This is a genomic window from Maribacter sp. X9, assembly GCF_048537565.1.
GTDB lineage: Bacteria > Bacteroidota > Bacteroidia > Flavobacteriales > Flavobacteriaceae > Maribacter.
This window is the reverse complement of record NZ_CP183215.1, coordinates 1,514,450-1,533,452: the sequence shown is the minus strand read 5'-3', so window position 1 is coordinate 1,533,452 and position 19,003 is coordinate 1,514,450. Positions and strand designations below refer to the sequence as shown.

At 39.7% G+C, this 19,003-nt stretch carries 8 protein-coding genes and 1 pseudogene; 1 reads left to right on the top strand and 8 read right to left on the bottom strand.

The window, feature by feature from the left end:
* Positions 1 to 92: 92 nt before the first annotated feature.
* The 6 genes and pseudogenes from sprA to ruvB all read right to left on the bottom strand — a co-directional run bounded on the left by sprA (position 93) and on the right by ruvB (position 13,773).
* Positions 93 to 7,189 (bottom strand): annotated as a pseudogene (gene sprA / locus ACNR9Q_RS06385) (cell surface protein SprA).
* A gap of 81 nt (positions 7,190 to 7,270) precedes the next feature.
* On the bottom strand, positions 7,271 to 7,852 hold the full coding sequence (gene ruvA / locus ACNR9Q_RS06380) for a Holliday junction branch migration protein RuvA (protein ID WP_419213776.1): 582 nt from the start codon (positions 7,850 to 7,852) through the stop codon (positions 7,271 to 7,273).
* A gap of 74 nt (positions 7,853 to 7,926) precedes the next feature.
* Positions 7,927 to 10,221: an NADP-dependent malic enzyme gene (locus tag ACNR9Q_RS06375; protein ID WP_419213775.1), complete on the bottom strand. Its 2,295-nt coding sequence runs from the start codon at positions 10,219 to 10,221 to the stop codon at positions 7,927 to 7,929.
* A gap of 118 nt (positions 10,222 to 10,339) precedes the next feature.
* Positions 10,340 to 11,659 carry an MFS transporter gene (locus ACNR9Q_RS06370; protein ID WP_419213774.1) on the bottom strand — a complete coding sequence of 440 codons (1,320 nt, stop codon included), beginning with the start codon at positions 11,657 to 11,659 and terminating at the stop codon, positions 10,340 to 10,342.
* Positions 11,660 to 11,824: 165 nt separating this feature from the next.
* A complete protein-coding gene (queG, locus tag ACNR9Q_RS06365) occupies positions 11,825 to 12,748 on the bottom strand; it encodes a tRNA epoxyqueuosine(34) reductase QueG (RefSeq protein ID WP_419214250.1) in 924 nt (307 codons plus the stop codon).
* Between the two features lie 2 nt (positions 12,749 to 12,750).
* Positions 12,751 to 13,773 (bottom strand): Holliday junction branch migration DNA helicase RuvB, encoded by a 1,023-nt coding sequence (gene ruvB / locus ACNR9Q_RS06360; RefSeq protein WP_419213773.1) that lies wholly within the window; start codon positions 13,771 to 13,773, stop codon positions 12,751 to 12,753.
* Between the two features lie 130 nt (positions 13,774 to 13,903).
* Here ruvB and ACNR9Q_RS06355 point away from each other — a divergent pair, with 130 nt between their 5' ends.
* Entirely contained in the window at positions 13,904 to 16,171 is a 2,268-nt protein-coding gene (locus ACNR9Q_RS06355; protein WP_419213772.1) for an acyl-CoA dehydrogenase, read from the top strand.
* On the opposite strand, the gene ACNR9Q_RS06350 is transcribed toward ACNR9Q_RS06355, so the two are convergent.
* Complete coding sequence (locus tag ACNR9Q_RS06350; RefSeq protein ID WP_419213771.1) at positions 16,168 to 16,995, bottom strand: GIN domain-containing protein; 828 nt, start codon at positions 16,993 to 16,995, stop codon at positions 16,168 to 16,170. The two genes, ACNR9Q_RS06355 and ACNR9Q_RS06350, sit on opposite strands and share 4 nt — an antisense overlap.
* A 133-nt stretch (positions 16,996 to 17,128) precedes the next feature.
* On the bottom strand, positions 17,129 to 18,958 hold the full coding sequence (locus ACNR9Q_RS06345) for a cytochrome c oxidase subunit I (protein ID WP_419213770.1): 1,830 nt from the start codon (positions 18,956 to 18,958) through the stop codon (positions 17,129 to 17,131).
* Positions 18,959 to 19,003: the final 45 nt, after the last annotated feature.

Below are 19,003 nucleotides of genomic sequence, written 5' to 3'. Positions count from 1 at the left end.
CCGTTTAGGTTATCAAAAAATATATAATCCTTACACCCCTTAATCCATGTATGGCCCTAACAATTCTATAGTCACCACTTGACCACTTTTCCCTAGTTTCCGAAATTATAGCGTATCGTAAACCCAGTATTGATCGTCGTTTGTGGAAAAGCGGTCGATACTGCAAATTTCGAGAACGAATGATCGTAAAAGAAAAGGGCATTCAGACTCTTACTCAGTGCATAATCTGCGGTGAATTTAAGGGACATTAAATTTTGACCTGATGTTATTTGATTGTTGTCTATATCTAAATTTCTGATAATCGTAATGTTATCACGCAAGGTGACATCGGCCTTTAGATTCAAATCTCCTTTTAATCTGGTTTTATTTCCGCCAATATTGGTCACGAATTTTACATCTTTAAAACGATATCCTAAACCAACTGTATATTCTTTACCGTTAATTTCCGTCATCAGATTATTATCAAAACTTAAGGATAAGGCCCTATCAGTTCTAATTTCAGCCAGAACACTGATTGAATTTTGCATTTCGAAATCAACTCGGGCCAATGGATTGAATTGATCCGTGAGCACCACATTGTTCAGAATTAAATCTGAAAGTAAATCCCCATTCTCCGCATTCACTTGAGGCAAGCCTTTTTTTTGCAATTGCACCTTCTCAAGATTGGTCTGAAAAGAGTTGATGCTATAGGATGCCCTATACCCATGACTTAATGAGAAACGCTTGAATTTCTTTTTGAACCATTTATTTTTCATTAACCCTGTATACTTTATGCTCCAATTAGGAATTGGAATATCTCTAAAAGTATCTAAATTGACCCGACCAGCATCTTGCCCGGTGTATGCGGCAAAGAATGCAGGTAACAAAACTTCTTGTTGAGTTTTTCCGTAACCATCTGGAAATTCTTCGTTAGCACCGACAGGAATACTCTTTTCTAAAGCTAATCGATTAGCTATAGTGATCCTATTCTCTTTAAACTGTTCAAAAGTGGCCGAGTCAAACTCGTCACTCTTACCGAATGCCGTACCGATCATCATGGTAGAAATACTAAAACTACCATAGGTATTACCCAACTGCACTTTATAATCTTGGTCTACTACATTAAAATTCTCTTGGTAACTATTTGAATATTGCCTATCCGCAGAAAGATCAATTGTAATATCTTTAGTAGGTTGAGCAGTAGCGGTAATGTTCAACTGCTTATTGGTTCGTTGGATGAATTGATCGTTAAACTCTGGGAATGTCGTTAACCAACCATTACGTGCAGCTTCGAAACGAACATCGGACTGGCTACCGAAAACAAAGCCGATGGTTGGTCTTGCCGTTCCTATAAAACCTACCGACTGCGTATACCCTGGCAATACCGTACCATTATTTTCACTATAGTTAACATTCAATCGTTTTACCATGGTCACTATATCCACGACGGTATTGAATAGATCACTCGTCTTTCCCTTAATTTTTTCTTGCCCTTCGCCAGGCACCCCGACATTATCCCTTCTAATAGGCGTAGATGCTGCAGCTTTGGGTGCCTCCCTCTTTTTAAGGCCCAACATATCATAGAACTTCTGCATGGTCAATGATGACGTTATAGTATGTGTATTGGCATTTTGCACCGTATTGATATATTGACCTGCAACTTCCTTCAAAGCGTCGCCTCCACGTTGCCAATCAAAATTACTGGTGTAAGTGTATTGGGTGTTGATAAAATCCAATGCTGGTATTTTCGCAAAAGGTACTTCATAGTTCAGTTGCATCTGCTGTGAATGCCGATTTGGCTCACCAATATCAAAAAATCCATCCCAAAGCCCCAAGGCTTTATTGATCCTGTCCGGTGATCCTTCTGGCTCGTCCTCATTAAAATAATTTCGGACTATATTATTGTTAGAAGCCGTAAGGTTCAAACGCAAAGATTTGGTCAAATTATAGTTGATGGCATATTGCCAATTGAACAAGTAATTGCGCTGCTGTAATTCTGGTAATTGTAAGCGATCCACACCTTCTTCCCTAACATCCCTGAATCGCTGAGCATTAAATTGACGATTGATATTTGAATTCACCCCTATGGTCGACGGCAATAAATTAAGGTTTAAATCTTTTAACCATTGCCAATATTTACCTGTAAAAAGAGAATCCTTTTTTGCAAAAGGGGCAACTTCAACAGCGTCAAAACTGTGGTTATACACAAAACCCGTATTGATACTCTGGTCCCGCAATTGCGCTATTTCAAAATCGCGGTGATCGGTTTCATTATAAGAATAATTAAAGGTGAAGTTCTCTATGTCATAGAAATTAGCCTCGGCCTCTTCACCTCGATCCTTACGTACCCCGATCAAATTGATACTGGTCCTCTTCGTATAATCTTCCGCTTGCTCCCTTATTTCATCTGCCGCCTGTTGATTTGGTGCTGCGTTTATTAAATCCTTCAATTTTAAATCATCATAAACCGGGTCGAATTCTGGAGTGACCAATTGCTCAGAAATACCATAATTGAAAGGTAATTGAATTCCCCACTGTTTCGGTAGCAATTGCCCTACATTTACGTTCGTTACAACATCATACGACACGGCATCCTCCCTGGCACGTTCATTAGGCATCTGATCAATGGATCCGAAACCAGAGGTGCTTTTACTACCCGTGGCGCTTATATTGGCGAAATCGGCGATATTGGCATCAACCGCCGCTACCGCAGCCCAACCGCCATTGTTATCCAAGCCGGCCAAACGTAGTTCGTTGAACCAAACCTCGCCTCGGGCCGGCAAATTATCTTGGTTCTTGACCCCCACCATAATACTGCGGATGCTTCCTAAAGAGGGGTTACCTTTTATTCCAATTCTTACCCTTCCCGGTGTACGCACATCAAACTCGTTAACAGGGATAACTTCACCATCAACCACCTCAAAAAAGCGCATTTCACTTAAATCACCACTGTTGATCCAAAGGGATTTCACTTTGTTCAAATCACTGAGCGAAATATTCAACTCATTATTCTCTGGCCAAATTTCTGTATCAGATACAGCGGTAAAAGGTGTAAACTGCAACGGGAGTTCTATTTGATAGAAATTCTTTGAAAAATCTGTTCCCATTCGCAAAAAGCCCACCAATGGCGTAGACGTATCGGCATAATCACTATCCACAATTTTTTCGGCATGCATAAACATCTTCAGTTTCTTGTATTGACGAATATCGATGTTAAGGTTCTTGAACACCCCTCGAGAATCTTGCGCTTCTAAATTCTCCACTACCAACGAAAGGGATTGTTCGTTTTGGCGTATAATCGTGTTATTATTATTCAATTGCTCCCTAATTACCCCTGGTGGTAACACGTAAGGAATCGGAATTCTATTACTGTTTTCTTCTATGTTGACCGTATTCACATCTAAAGTGGTACCATCGTCCGCAGGGTTGTTGTCAATATCGGGGTCTTGTAAGCTTTTCACATAGGTACGCCAGTCACCTCTCACTAAATCCAAAGTAGCAAAACGCAAGACCGTCGGACTACTGAAGCCTGTCATGTACATCCGCATAAAGCTAATGGACCTAAAATCGGTTATCCCCCCAACAGCATCACTAAAATCACTTAAGGGAATTTTATATTGGATCCAACGGTAGTTAACTTCGTCACCATTTGGAATTCTATTTCCGCTAGCCGTACCTACCCGGATATCAGTAACGTATTTATCATTAATAGATGTGTTCGGTTTTATGGGAATACGATACTCATAATAACTGTTCACGGTATTCATGGTCAAGTCACGATCAATATCCTCTACATCGGGCAGGGTTGTCGAACCCCTGTTCGTATTGGTGACCGCTACGGGTGAGTTTCCTTCAGGGCTATTAAAATCGAGGTAACGCTCTAAAATGCTACCCTCTCTATTCAAATAATATTGATAATTATCTAAAGCAGGGTCATCTCCCCCATTATTGGTATAAACGGAACTTTCCGCTGCATCGTTCAAGCCATCAAAACCAATATCTTGAAGGCTCCGGTTAGTTTCGCTTGCATCGAACGCATATACTAACGATTGTGTGGCGGGAACTTCGCCCCAAGAAGTAGGGGCAACGAAGTCATTGCTATCAACACCGGGCAGGCCGTTCTCGTATTGCTTTTTACCATCACGTAAAATATCCTCTGAAATATTTCCCAGGTTCAGCACCAGTTCCCCAGCACTTGTAGCGATGCCGTCTACATAAGGATCTAGTACCCAAAATTGAACGAACTCCACGTTACTTTGTTCAAAATCTGTACTGCTCAAGGCCCGCAGCATACCTCCCCATTTTTCATTGGGCGACTCGCCTTCAAAATTGGGGTTATTATTATAAGGCCCCTTGGAATTTGGATAATATACTATATCTAAAGTTCCCTGAACCTGTGTTTGACCTTGGGCTATATCTGTTTGTGGGAAAACTTCATCGATATAAATTCTACGGGTAGGATTGGTAGAAATATCATCATCACTTATGCCCGTTGGTCTTTGATTCGTATAAAAAATAGGATCGATGGTATACCATGCCAATTTGGCCCTTCCATAGCCATTCAACAAATTGTCGGGATCTTCGGGTGAGCTTCCAAAAAGCTGGTCTCCATTGGCAAACTCCAATGGTGTACTCGAAATACTCCAACCTAACGAAGCCCGTATATCAATTAATGCTTGCGCTCCTTCAAAATCATCTAAGTAGGTGGTTGTCTCCCCATTAAAATTCGCATTCTTTGGAGAATTCGGTTTTAACATCGCCATCTCTGCCCGAACCGATACGTTGGACGGAACATCTGTGTCAATATTGGGCAATTTATTGACCATACGTGTCAGCCATGGTACTTCAGTAGAAAAATTACCGTTTAAACCAAAAATCGTATTGTTTACCGGTTCTACCCCAAAATTGGATTTTTGGGTCAAGGGACGCTCGTTCAAGTTCAACAATGTACCGCCTAACACAAAGTTTTTATTGAATTGATGCTCTACATTGACCCCGGTAAATCGACGTGTTTGTTGCCCGAACACCGCATTGTTCTCTACCGAAATATTGATCGGCACATTAGATGCTTCCAAACTGGGGTCTAAAATCTGCACGGTTCCGGCTTGATAGTTCACCGTATAATCTATACCTTCCTGTAGTTGCCTGCCCCCAGCGGTCACCCTCACCGATCCCCTTGGCACGTTGAAGGCCCCTATGGGAATACCATTACTACCCTCAGATTTATACTTCCCCTTTAAAAGGAATTTATTTTTTTCAGGATCCTGTAAAGCCGCGGCTTTGGTCAATTCGTACATGTCACGAAAAACATAGCGTTCTTGGTTCGGGTTATAGGCAGATGTATTTTCGTATTGCCCACTGTTACCGTTCTCCAATTGCTCGAACAGAAACTGTCCAAAAGGCTCTACCGTGGTAAATATGATCCTACCCCCTTGCACATCTATAGTCTGACCAGGAACAAAATCAAAGAAACCGTCGCCCCCTGGTTGAATATCATTATAAACATTCAATCTATCCAGATTAAATACATTCAATAGGATACGATCCTGCAAACCGTCGGGCCAACCAGAACCTGGACCCTCCACTACCGGAGTAATATAGTTTCTAGGTGTTGGACCGAATACAGGATGTTCATTTTAAAATCATCTTGACTTAACCTAAAAGCTCCTGTGGCATAAATATTCTTCATCATCAAATCCCAGATAGGGTCTTTGACATTGGTAATATTACTTTTTAAAAGCTTAAGAATAAGGGTATTGTTCTCTATAATAGGATTCGCCCCTTGAGAAACTGTGGTCGCATCTAAACCACCATTGGCAAACTCCCCTACTTGAATTACTTCTCCTTTAAATGTATATTGAAAGGCAACACCCAATACCTCATCATTACTCAATCTCTGGTTCAGGGAAATGTACCCCAATTGGGAATTGAATTCAAAATCACGTCCTTGTTCCAATTTTCTTGCATTCTCCAATAAGGCATAATCAAACCCTTGATTAGGATTGTAACCTCCAGAAAATCTTGAGGTGTCGAATCCATTTTCAACAGTTGCTATTTCCCTTATATTATCAGTAAGTGCACCTCCCTTACCAATTAAAGCAGGATCATAATCATTAGCATTGTTTCTCGGCCGAAGATCGGCAGGACCATTGAAAAATCCTGGCGCATTCCCATTATTTTGACCTACTCTTGTTTTTGTAACATCGGCCTCCCCTAAATCTTGAATGGCCACCACATTACGAACGTTCAAAGTCTGTTGGCTTCTATTGGTTACCCAAACTTCGATACGTGTGATCTGTACTTGACTTTGTATATAAGGGTAAGTAGAAAGTGCACGATTATAATTGTCCCTAAAATATTGAGCTAAAAAAAAGTGCCTATTCTCATCGTAATCCAATGCTGTAATCGAAAATTCATTTACGGTTCCACCACCTTGCGCAACTACCGTATTGTTCTGTGAACGTTGTTCGGAAAAAACACCCGTTACCGTCGTTTTACCGAACTGTAATTTTGTTTTTACCCCAAAAAGGCTTTGCGCACCCTGAATTAAAGAACTATTCAAGGGCATGTTTACATTCCCCACTTCTATGGATTGAATAATATCATCCTCTGTTGGCGTATAATCTAACTTAACGATGTTCTGAAAATCAAAAGTAGCTTCTGTATCATAGTTTGCCGTCACCTGCAAACGCTCCCCTATTTTCCCCAACATACTTAGACTGATTCGTTGGTCGAAATCGAACGAAAGGTTAGTCCTGTTTCGTGGTGATAATGAGGGGTTATCGTTTTTCTGCCAGATCACTCCTAAATCCATTGCTACCGAACCCTGGGGGATAATTTCAATCGTATTTCCCCCAAAAATGGATTGGAAGAAATCATTGTTTACATAAAAATTGGGGAGTAAATTTTTTCGGGCTTCCTCACTACCGGCTTTCTTACCGGAAAAGGCATCTGATTTTTCCTTAAAATAAGATTTTATACCCTCTCTTTTAATAAGCTCGAAGTATTGATCAGGAGTAAGAATAATTGGATAACCAATATTAAAATCCCCAACGCTTTCATTATAGATATAACGATCAAGTTTAGGGTCATAAATGTATTTGGAAACGATACTATCTGGATTTTCCAATACTATTCTACCCAACTCAAATCCTGTTTTAACAGAATCAACCTCTTGCTCTTCCGTTTCTTGCGCCATGGTAACCCCCATGAAAGCAAAAAAAATGAAAGATAAAAGGTTAGACTTAAAAGAAATTTTAAGATTTTTAATCGCCCCGTTTTTTTAAACTTATTACAAATTTTTGAGCGAGAGTTTAATAATATTCTCAACGCTTAATGAAGCATCTTGACTAAGCACTTTATCGACAACCCTTTCTGCCTGTTTACGTGCGAAGCCTAGAACTTCTAAAGCAGATAACGCTTCATCTTTATTTGTATTGTTTGCACTCAAGGAAAGTTCATCTATATCATAGACTTTTAAAACCTTATCACGAAGGTCTAAAATTACGCGTTGTGCAGTTTTGGCACCGATTCCTTTTATAGACTGAATGGTCGGGACGTCTCCATTCGCAATGGCATCCCTAATTTGAGATGGGGACATGGAGGAAAGCATGGTCCTGGCAATGCTTGATCCAATACCCGAAACAGATAGTAACAACCTGAATATTTCTCGCTCAGATTTTTCGACAAATCCATAAAGCGTATGAGAATCTTCCTTTATTTGAAGATGTGTAAAAAGAGAAATATTTTCCTGTTCTGGAAGCTTTGAAAAGGTATTCAACGAAATATTTACAAAATACCCCACGCCATTACACTCAACAATAACATGCGTTGGATTTTTCTCAACTAATTTTCCTTTTAAATGATGTATCATATTCCCTTAAATTAAATAGGGAAATAAAGTATTCACTACCAATTTCCCTATTTTAAATTTCACTCTAGCAAAAGCTACACTGTTTCTTTAGCCTTTTTACGTTTTTCACGTTCCTGCGCATCGATAACTGCAACCGCGGCCATATTTACAATTTCATCCACACTGGCGCCTAACTGCATGATATGCACCGATTTTCTTAATCCGACCATAATAGGACCGATAGAATCGGCACTGTTCAATTCTTTGAGTAGCTTATACGTGATATTCGCCGATTCCAAATTTGGAAAAATTAACGTATTCACCGTTTTACCGGCAAGTTTTGAGAACGGAAATTTACTTTGGTGCAACTCTTTGTTTAGCGCAAAATCGGTTTGAATCTCACCATCCACAACCAAATTTGGGTCATTTTCATGAAGCATACGTACAGCTTCCCTTACCTTTCTAGCGTTAGGGTGCGATGAAGATCCAAAGTTAGCATAACTCAACATTGCCAATACTGGGTCAAAACCAAAGGTTTTAGCTACATTCGCCGTCATTTGGGCGATATCTGCAAGTTCCTCAGCGTTGGGTTCTATGTTGATGGATGTATCGGCCAAGAACAAAGGCCCCCTTTCTGTAATCATTATATTAACCGTTGCCACTTTCTTGACTCCTGCGGCCCTGCCGATTACTTCCAAAATTGGCTTCACTACGGTTGGGTAGGCTCTAGAATAACCGGAAATCATACCGTCCGCGTCTCCTTCGAGTACCATCATCGATCCGAAATAATTGCGTTCACGCATTTTTATTTTTGCACTGTAAAAGGTAACCCCACTGCGCTTGCGACTTTCCCAATATTTCGTAGCATACCTAATATGGCGCTCATCGAATTCTTCTGACATAGGATCGATGATTACCAGATCAGCATCAAAATCGAGTTCCTTCTTCAATTCTAAAATAATGTCCTTTCTTCCTAAAAGTATGGGAACCGCAATACCTTCTTCATGTACGATTTGAGCTGCTTTTAGAACATCTAAATGATCTGCCTCGGCAAATACAATATTTTTCGCATTGGTACGTGCCCTACTATGCAATAAGCGCACTACCTTATTATCATTACCGGATCGGAGCATTAATTCTTCCTTATATTTCTCCCAGTCTAAAATAGGAGCTTTGGCGACCCCACTTTCCATAGCTGCCCTTGCAACAGCTGGTGGCACCTCATATATTAAGCGTTGGTCAAAAGGTTTTGGAATAATATATTCCCTACCAAAAGTTAATCTGGTTTCACCATATGCGATATTTACCTGCTCGGGCACAGGTTGTTTCGTTAAATCGGCAAGTGCTTTTACCGCTGCCATTTTCATTTCCTCATTTATTGCAGTTGCCCTAACATCCAGCGCACCTCTAAAAATAAAGGGGAAACCTAGTACATTGTTCACTTGGTTAGGATGGTCGGATCGTCCTGTTGCCATGATCAAATCTTTACGGGTGGCGACCGCCAAATCATAGTCGATTTCAGGATTGGGATTGGCCATTGCAAAAACAATGGGATTATCCGCCATTGATTTCAGCATTTGCGGAGAAACAATATTCGCGATTGAAAGGCCCACGAACACATCGGCATCTACCATAGCTTCGTCTAATGTGTCTATTTTTCTATCCGTGGCAAATTCGATTTTGGATTTTGCCAGGTTTTCTGCATCCTTGCGGATCACCCCTTTACTATCCAACATAACGATATTCTCCGCTTTTGCCCCGAATGCCTTGTACAATTTTGTACAAGAAACGGCCGCAGCGCCCGCACCGCTAATCACTATACGGACTTCTTCCATTTTCTTGTTCGCCAGTTCCAAGGCATTCAACAAGGCGGCGGCAGAGATTATTGCCGTTCCGTGCTGATCATCGTGCATTACCGGTATATCAAGTTCCTCCTTTAATCTACGTTCAATTTCAAATGCCTCAGGGGCTTTTATATCTTCAAGGTTGATTCCTCCAAAGGTCGGAGCGATCATCTTTACCGTTTCAATAAATTTATCTACATCTTCTGTATCAATCTCGATATCCATTCCATCGATATCCGCAAAAATCTTGAACAGAAGTCCCTTACCCTCCATAACAGGTTTGGATGCTTCAGGGCCAATATTTCCTAAACCGAGAACTGCAGTACCGTTAGAGATAATAGCGACGAGATTTCCCTTAGAAGTATATTTATAAACATTTTCCTTATCCTTGGCTATTTCCAAACAAGGTTCAGCCACGCCAGGTGAATAGGCTAGAGCAAGATCACGCTGTGTACTGTAGGGTTTGGTAGGTACAATTTTTATTTTGCCAGGTGTTGGTTTGGCGTGATAAATAAGGGCTTCCCTTCTTTGTTTTTCCTTGCTCATGTTCTGCTTATTTTAAAAAATCAAATTTAACGGTATTCTTTATAAAAGCTAGAAAAGAAAACAGTTTTATCCAAACAAAATCAAAGGTTTACTAAGGTAGGCTGTAGCCAATAAAATACTAAACATTCAAGACTTCCTCCTTATGCGTTACATTCAGCCGCATCGCAAAAAGTGCCGCTAGCACAAAGAATACTCCGGCAAAAAGAATTGCATTTACCGCATTACCATCTAACAAATATTTATAGATAGGACCAAAAGTGATGGTTTCAATGCCCATAGGGATAACAATCATCATATTCAAAATACCCATATAAACCCCCCGTCTTTCCTGAGGAACTACTTTGGAAACCATGGTATAGGGCACACCCATCATTGCAGCCCAACCTATACCGAACAATACCATTGGAACCAAAACCAACTTAGGATCATCAATAAAAGGAATGACGAACAAAGCCAAGGCCGTGCCTACCAGACTTAGGGAATACACTTTTTTACCTCCGAATTTCAAAGTTAATGGAACTAAAGCTAAAGCTACGACCATAGTAACAATGTTATAGGTGAGACTCATTTGAGCCGATTGCGAAGCAGCCTCAGAAATACCATAATCCATGGTGAGCATAAACAATGGGGTTATATATTGCCAATACACAAATAAGGCGTACCATTGAAACAGATATACAAGACCGAGTTTCCACATAAAGCTTGGCATATCGTTGATAGCTTTTGCAATTTCAGCAAAGGGTTTCGCTATACGCTCGCTTAAAGGTTTTTCTCTAGCTTCATTAATTTCAGCCAATTCTTGAGCCGTAGGTGGAATTTCAGGAGTTTTAAAAACGGACCATAAAATGGTGGTCATGGAAAGCATTCCACCGATATAAAATGAATAATAAATCCATTTAGGAATCGCACCTGCTTCTTCAACAGTATCGGCCCCGAATACATATTGAAACAAAACGATAGACCCCATTGCCAAAAGAATCCCTGCCCCTACGAACAAGCTTTGCATTTGATAACCAAGACTTAATTGTTTTTCAGGCAGCTTATCGCCTACGAATGCCCGGTAGGGTTCCATGGCCATATTGTTCCCTACATCTAAAATCCATAAAAGTCCAACAGCGAACCACAAAACCGGACTTGATGGAAATGCGAACAAACACAAACTACCGATTAACGCACCTATTAAAAAATAAGGTTTACGCCGGCCCCATTTTGAGGACCATGTTTTGTCGGACATTGCCCCAATAATAGGCTGAATGATCAATCCTGTAACTGGCCCGGCAATGTTCAAAATAGGAAGCATCTCTTCTGACGCCCCTAAATATAAAAATATAGGATTAATGGCAGTTTGCTGTAGCCCAAAACTATACTGAATCCCGAGAAAACCAACATTCATATTAAAAATCTGCCAAAAACTAAGACTTGGTTTTCCTATTCTCATTTATATCGCTTTACCTCAACTTAAATACATCATTACGGCATCATCAATAAAAACAAGTAAATTATTTGAATTGTATAATTTATACCGACTAGCAATATAATATAATTAAGCCTTAGCACAATATCTCAGCGAAGCAAAAAACAACGAAAACGTTTGATACAACTTTTACTCCTTTAGAAATTCAATGTTTCTGGTCAAGCCGTCAAATTTGGTCCGCTTAACCGCAGATTTTTTAAAGATTTTTCGAAAGACATCTTCCGTTATTTCCTCCCAATCTTTTTTGGTCATCGATAGTAAATCGGGATTTGGATTAAATAAAGGCTCTCGGTGCGGTTTTGAAAATCGGTTCCAAGGACACACGTCTTGGCACACATCGCAACCAAACATCCAGTCATCAAACGAACCTTTGAACTCGTTCGGGATTTCATTTTTTAATTCAATCGTGAAATAGGAAATGCATTTACTACCATCTACCACATATGGCTCAACGATTGCCTGTGTTGGGCATGCATCTAAGCAGGCAGTGCAGGTACCGCAATGGTCGGTCACGGCATGGTCATATTCGAGTTCAAGATCTACGATAAGTTCTGCTATGAAATAAAACGAGCCAACTTGCTGTGTCAAGAGATTACTATGTTTGCCGATCCACCCCAAACCGCTTTTTGCGGCCCAAGCCTTATCCAATACTGGGGCTGAATCGACAAAAGCCCGACCCTTCACTTCACCTATTTCCTCTGAAATAAACTCTTGCAGCTCTCGTAACTTAGACTTGATAACGTGATGATAGTCTTGCCCATAGGCATACTTGGACACCTTAAAAGTATTTTCTACCTGTGTTTCTTCGGGATAATAATTAAGCAGTAGAGAAATTACAGATTTTGAACCCTCTACCAACAATCTTGGATCTAATCGTTTGTCGAAATGGTTTTCCATATAGCCCATTTCGCCATTCATATTTTTGTTGAGCCATTTTTCTAACCGTGGCGCTTCTTCTTCCAAAAAATCAGCTTTAGAAATACCACATGATAAAAAACCGAGGCGTTTGGCTTCGGTTTTAATAATGGTTGTCCATTTAGATTTGATATCTATGCTCAAAATAATCCCGGCTGTATTCCTCCCTTAATCCTTCCCAAATGTTTATAGGCCAATTCCGTCACTTCACGTCCTCTGGGTGTGCGCATAATGAAACCTTGCTGAATTAAAAAAGGTTCGTAAACTTCTTCTATGGTTTCTGCACTTTCAGAAACAGCGGTAGCCAAGGTGGTTATTCCCACTGGGCCACCTTTAAATTTATCGATAATGGTAGTCAAAATTTTATTGTCCATTTCATCCAATCCATGGGCATCTACATTCAAAGCCTTTAAGCTAAATTTAGATATTTCCATATCAATGGAACCATTGCCCTTAATTTGGGCAAAATCACGTACCCGTCTTAAAAGGGCATTGCAAATTCTTGGTGTACCCCTGCTCCTACCTGCAATCTCTATAGCCGCGTCTTGAGAGATGGGCACACGTAATATCTCGGCACTCCGCTCCACAATCGTAGAAAGTAGTTCTGTCGAATAATACTGTAATCTGCTTTGAATGCCAAACCTTGCACGCATCGGCGCGGTTAACAAACCCGAACGTGTTGTAGCACCTATTAACGTAAACGGATTTAAATTGATTTGCACCGAACGCGCATTAGGACCCGATTCGATCATGATGTCAATCTTATAATCTTCCATTGCCGAATACAAGTATTCTTCTACAATTGGGCTTAACCTATGAATCTCATCGATAAAGAGAACATCTCGCTCATCTAAATTGGTTAATAGTCCAGCAAGATCTCCAGGTTTGTCCAGTACAGGACCAGACGTAATCTTAATTCCCACGCCTAATTCATTGGCCAAAATATTGGCCAAAGTAGTTTTACCTAAACCAGGAGGGCCATGAAACAACGTATGATCCAAAGCTTCCCCTCTTCTATTCGCAGCTTCAACAAATACCTTTAAATTTTCAAGCACTTGTTCCTGACCCGTAAAATCATCAAAATTTATGGGGCGTAACGCTCTTTCAATGTCCAGCTCCTCATTAGAGAAGCCTTCGGCAGATGGGTCTAAATACTCGTTCATATCCTAACAAAGATAGACAAACACTCGAGAACTTTTATAGGGTTGTTTCGACTAAATCCCGATTGACAAATACCAAAAGTAAGCGTTAAATAGCAAGGCGTATTGTTCAATAAATTTGTAAATTCATCATATGACAAAAGAAAATTACACCCCCGAAATACTTCAATACATACCATTTTTCTATATTATTTGGTCGGACGACCTCTTATCCACTTCAGAAATAAACGTGGTGGAAAGAGCTATAAAGAACGACAATTCCTTGGATGAGGGCGCAAAAAAATTATTAACCTCTTGGTTAGATGTCAAAAAGCCACCTGAAGATGCATTGTTTAAATCATGGAAACAATTGATTTCAAATTCAGGGGTAAAACTGGTAGAATATGAGGCATATCCCTTAACGGCATTGAGCCAAAAAGTAGCATCATACTATCACTCCAAAATTCCATCGAATGAACACCTAAAGGATATAGAAATCAATTTGGGCATTCAGCCGAATCACTATAACCATCTATTCGATGTTCAAATTGATGTTGAAAAAAACTCAGTTCATTATGATTCTGAGCAAATAGATATTATCTTAAAAGGAAAACACGGTTCAATTATCGATAGCTTCAGGGATGAATTAAAAGATCCGATATTTTCTTGGGGTATTATAAGAGACAAAGAACCCTATCGGAATCATGTCTTAAAACAAGTGGAGTTTTTGGCAAATAAGGGATATGGAGCATTAGCGTATCCAGAAGCATATGGAGGAACTAATGATATGGAAGGCTACGCCACAATTTTTGAAAACCTAATGTATGTTGATGGAAGCTTAACCATAAAATTCGGGGTTCAATTCGGCCTTTTTGGAGGGAGCATACAAAAACTCGGCACAAAAAAACACCATGATCAATACCTTACCAAAACTGGAGCTGCCAAACTTTTAGGTTGTTTCGCCATGACGGAAACGGGACATGGCTCTAATGTTCGTGGTATCAAAACAACGGCCACCTATGATCCAACGACAGAGCGCTTGGTAATACACACCCCCGGCAAAAATGACAATAAGGAATATATTGGAAATGCCATGCATTCTAAAATGGCTTCTGTTTTCGCACAACTCATCATAAACGGGAAGAATGAAGGTGTTCATGCTATTTTAGTTAACCTACGAAATGATGAACATGAACTTTTACCAGGAATACGCGTAGAGGACAATGGGTACAAGCTAGGGTTGAACGGGGTGGATAATGGCAAAATCTGGTTCAACCAGGTTTCGGTCCCTAAAGAAAATCTACTGAACAAATACGGCACCATTTTGGCCAATGGCACATATCATTCAGAAATTAAAAATCCGAACAAACGATTTTTTACCATGTTAGGGACTTTAGTGGGTGGCCGAATTTGCGTTGCAAGGGCAGGGCTGGGTGGCGCCAAATATGCATTGACCGTTGCCATAAAACATGCCTTAAAAAGAAGACAGTTCAATGATAGTGTAAAAGTACAAGAAGATTTATTGATGGATTACCCTTCCCATCAATTACGATTGACACCTTTGGTCGCAAGTGCCTATGTGTATCATGCCACGCTTGACAAAATGATGCAGTTATATTGTGATGAATCACAACCGGACAAACGTCAAATTGAAACGCAAGTAGCTGGATTAAAATCAATAATTACTTGGTATGCCAATGCTACGATTCAAGAATGTAGGGAAGCTTGTGGGGGAAAAGGTTATTTATTGGAGAACCGAATTGCCGATTTAAAAGGAGATGTAGACATTTTCACAACGTTCGAAGGAGATAATAATGTACTGTTGCAATTGGCAGCCAAGGGTGTTTTATCGGATTTTAAGGCAGAGTTTAACAGTGCGGGTTTTTCGAGCGTACTCAAATTACTCAGCGCTCAGTTGAGTGATAAATTAGCCACCATAAATCCGATGTATTCCAATAAGACAGATAAAGAACATTTGTACAATCCTAAATTTCATATTCATGCCTTTGAGCATCGAACAAAAAGATTGACCTATACGATCGCCATGCGTATCAGAAATTATATTAAAAAAGGCATTCCCTCCTATCAAGCCTTTCTTAAAGTTCAAACCCACTTGTTGGCATTAGGTAAAGCGTATAGCGTAGAACTCGCCTACAAGTCATTTTTAGAACATAGTACTACTATTGAAGATACTTCATATAGGTCACTTTTCGAAAAATTGGGAACCCTATACGCACTTTATGAAATTCGTAAGGATGCCTCCTGGTATTTAGAACAGGGCTACATCGGCAATAACAAGTCAAAAGCAATACGGCAACGGGTAGAACGCCTATGCACAGAACTGAGACCGCATTTAGATACCTTAGTGGATGGCTTTGGAATTCCAGAACATTGTTTGACAGCTCCGATAGCTAAGAACTAATCCTTTTCCTTTTCTAGCTTGGAAGTATCCAAAAAGTCCAAAATGGTGATTTTTGGGTTACCATAAAGTTTTGTTTTAGAAGCGCCTTTGGAACTCAATTCAAATCCACTAATTGCCCTAATTGATGCACTGGGTGAATCTTCTGCTATTAAGAGCGCTTTATTTGGTTCAAATTCTGAGGCATTTAAGGAACTATTGCCATATAATTTAACCCTAAAAAAATCGGTAGAGCCCTCTACCTTGGCAGAAGCATTTTTATACATGTACAAATTATTACTTGCACCCGTTGTATATAATTTGACATCGATACGATCCTTTAAAATGATGTTCAAAGAGTCACTGGCAAGATTAAAATCTCCAGAGCTTATTTCTTCCATGGTTATATCTATGATATCTGCAGTAGCATTTAATTCCAATCTTGAAGTTCCTGACGTGTTTACCTTTAAATGCTCTGCGGAAATTACATCGTTCATACTGATCTTTCCATTAAGCATTTTTAACGAGCTTAAATCTTGATAGAAAACGGTAATTTCTAATTTTTTCTTAGAGGTAATATTATAAAAAGAGGAAATCTGCAATGTACCCTCTTCAACTTTAAACTTAAGTACATCGACTAAATTATCATCCAAGGTTAAAGCATAACCTTCTTGCGAAGATTTTTGCAGAACCACATCTAAATCATCCAATAATTCGATAGAATTAAAAGGTTCCATATCTTCTTTTACTTCAATAATATTTTTATTCCCTTTTATCTTAGGCTTGCGTTGCGCATGGGTATGAAGTGAAACCAATGAAATAAATATAAGTACAACACAATTTTTCATAATACGGATATTTAATAAAAAAATGAAGGTATTCAATTTTAGGGAATCAGAAAACAAGTTGGCATTTTCTTAAGAGCAAAAAAAATGCCCGACTATAAATTAGTAGGGCACTCTGTATGAAGTATATTATATATTAATGGTTCATCTCCTCTTCATCAACCTGTAAAGGAACATTCTGAGGAACGAAATCCTGTCCAGGAATAATGTATTCACCATTGGCATCTACTTTACTGTAATCATAAGCCCATCGATGAACTTCGGGTATAGCGCCGGCCCAGTTACCGTGTACATGCTTCTGTTCAGCCGTCCATTCTAAGGTGTTCGATTTCCATGGATTTTGAGGTCCTACTTTGCCATAGAAAATACTGTAGATAAAGTTAGCAACAAAAACAAGTTGTGCCGCAGCGGCTATTATAGCAAATACCGTCATTAACACCTGTATATCGGTAAGTTCATCAAACATCGGAAAGGCGGTGTTCTGGTAGTATCTTCTTGGCACCCCTGCCATACCAACGAAATGCATTGGAAAGAAAACGCCATAAGCACAAATTGCCGTTACCCAAAAATGCACATACCCTAGATTCTTATTCATCATTTTACCTTCGAACATTTTAGGGAACCAATGGTACACTCCGGCGAATAGGCCATATAATGCCGATATTCCCATTACCAAGTGGAAATGAGCTACTACGAAATAGGTATCATGAACATTAATATCCAAGGTACTATCTCCTAAAATGATTCCCGTCAATCCACCAGTGATAAATGTTGAAACTAATCCTATAGAAAATAACATGGCAGGGTTCAGTTGTAAATTACCCTTCCATAAGGTCGTTATATAGTTAAATGCTTTTACCGCTGAAGGTATCGCAATAAGAAGTGTCGTAAATGTAAACACTGACCCTAAGAATGGGTTCATTCCTGAAATGAACATATGGTGACCCCAAACAATGGTAGACAAGAAAGCAATGGCCAAAATCGAAGCAATCATGGCCCGATAACCAAAAATCGGCTTACGTGCATTGGTTGACATAACTTCTGAGGTAATCCCTAATGCGGGCAATAAAACAATGTATACCTCTGGGTGACCTAAAAACCAGAACAAATGCTCGTAAAGAACCGGCGATCCACCTTGATAATGTAAAACTTCACCTTGAATAAAGATATCGGATAAGAAAAAAGAAGTACCGAAACTTCTATCCATAATCAATAGCAGTGCTGCTGAAAGTAATACAGGAAAGGAAATAACCCCTATAATCGCAGTAACAAAGAAAGCCCAAATCGTTAAAGGTAATCTTGTCATGGACATACCTTTGGTCCTCAAATTGATAACGGTTACAATATAATTCAAAGAGCCCATTAAAGATGATGCGATGAATATTGCCATTGATACCAGCCAAAGGGTCATTCCCATACCTGAACCTGGCTGTGCCATAGGTAAAGCACTTAAAGGTGGATAAATTGTCCAACCAGCTGCGGCAGGTCCCGCTTCCACGAACAGCGAGAAAACCATGATCATACTAGCCAGAAAAAACAACCAAAAGGAAACCATATTAAGGAAACCAGATGCCATATCACGCGCACCGATCTGTAGAGGAATTAATAAGTTACTGAACGTTCCACTAAGGCCAGCAGTAAGCACAAAAAATACCATAATGGTACCATGCATGGTCACCAAAGCCAAATAAATATCAGCATCCATTACACCTTCAGGCGCCCATTTTCCCAATAATGCCTCAAAAATCGGAAAAGATTCTCCCGGCCATGCCAATTGCATCCTGAATAATAAGGACATCGCAATACCGATAAAGCCCATCACAAAAACACCAATGATAAGGTATTGCTTGGCTATCATTTTATGATCTTGACTAAAGATGTACTTTGTTATAAAGGTTTCTTTATGATGATGCCCATGATCGTCATGACCGTGATCATCAATGTGTGCATCTACTGTTGCTGACATAATCGTAATCTTTGTTTTATTAATTTTCTTATTATAGCCTTGTCT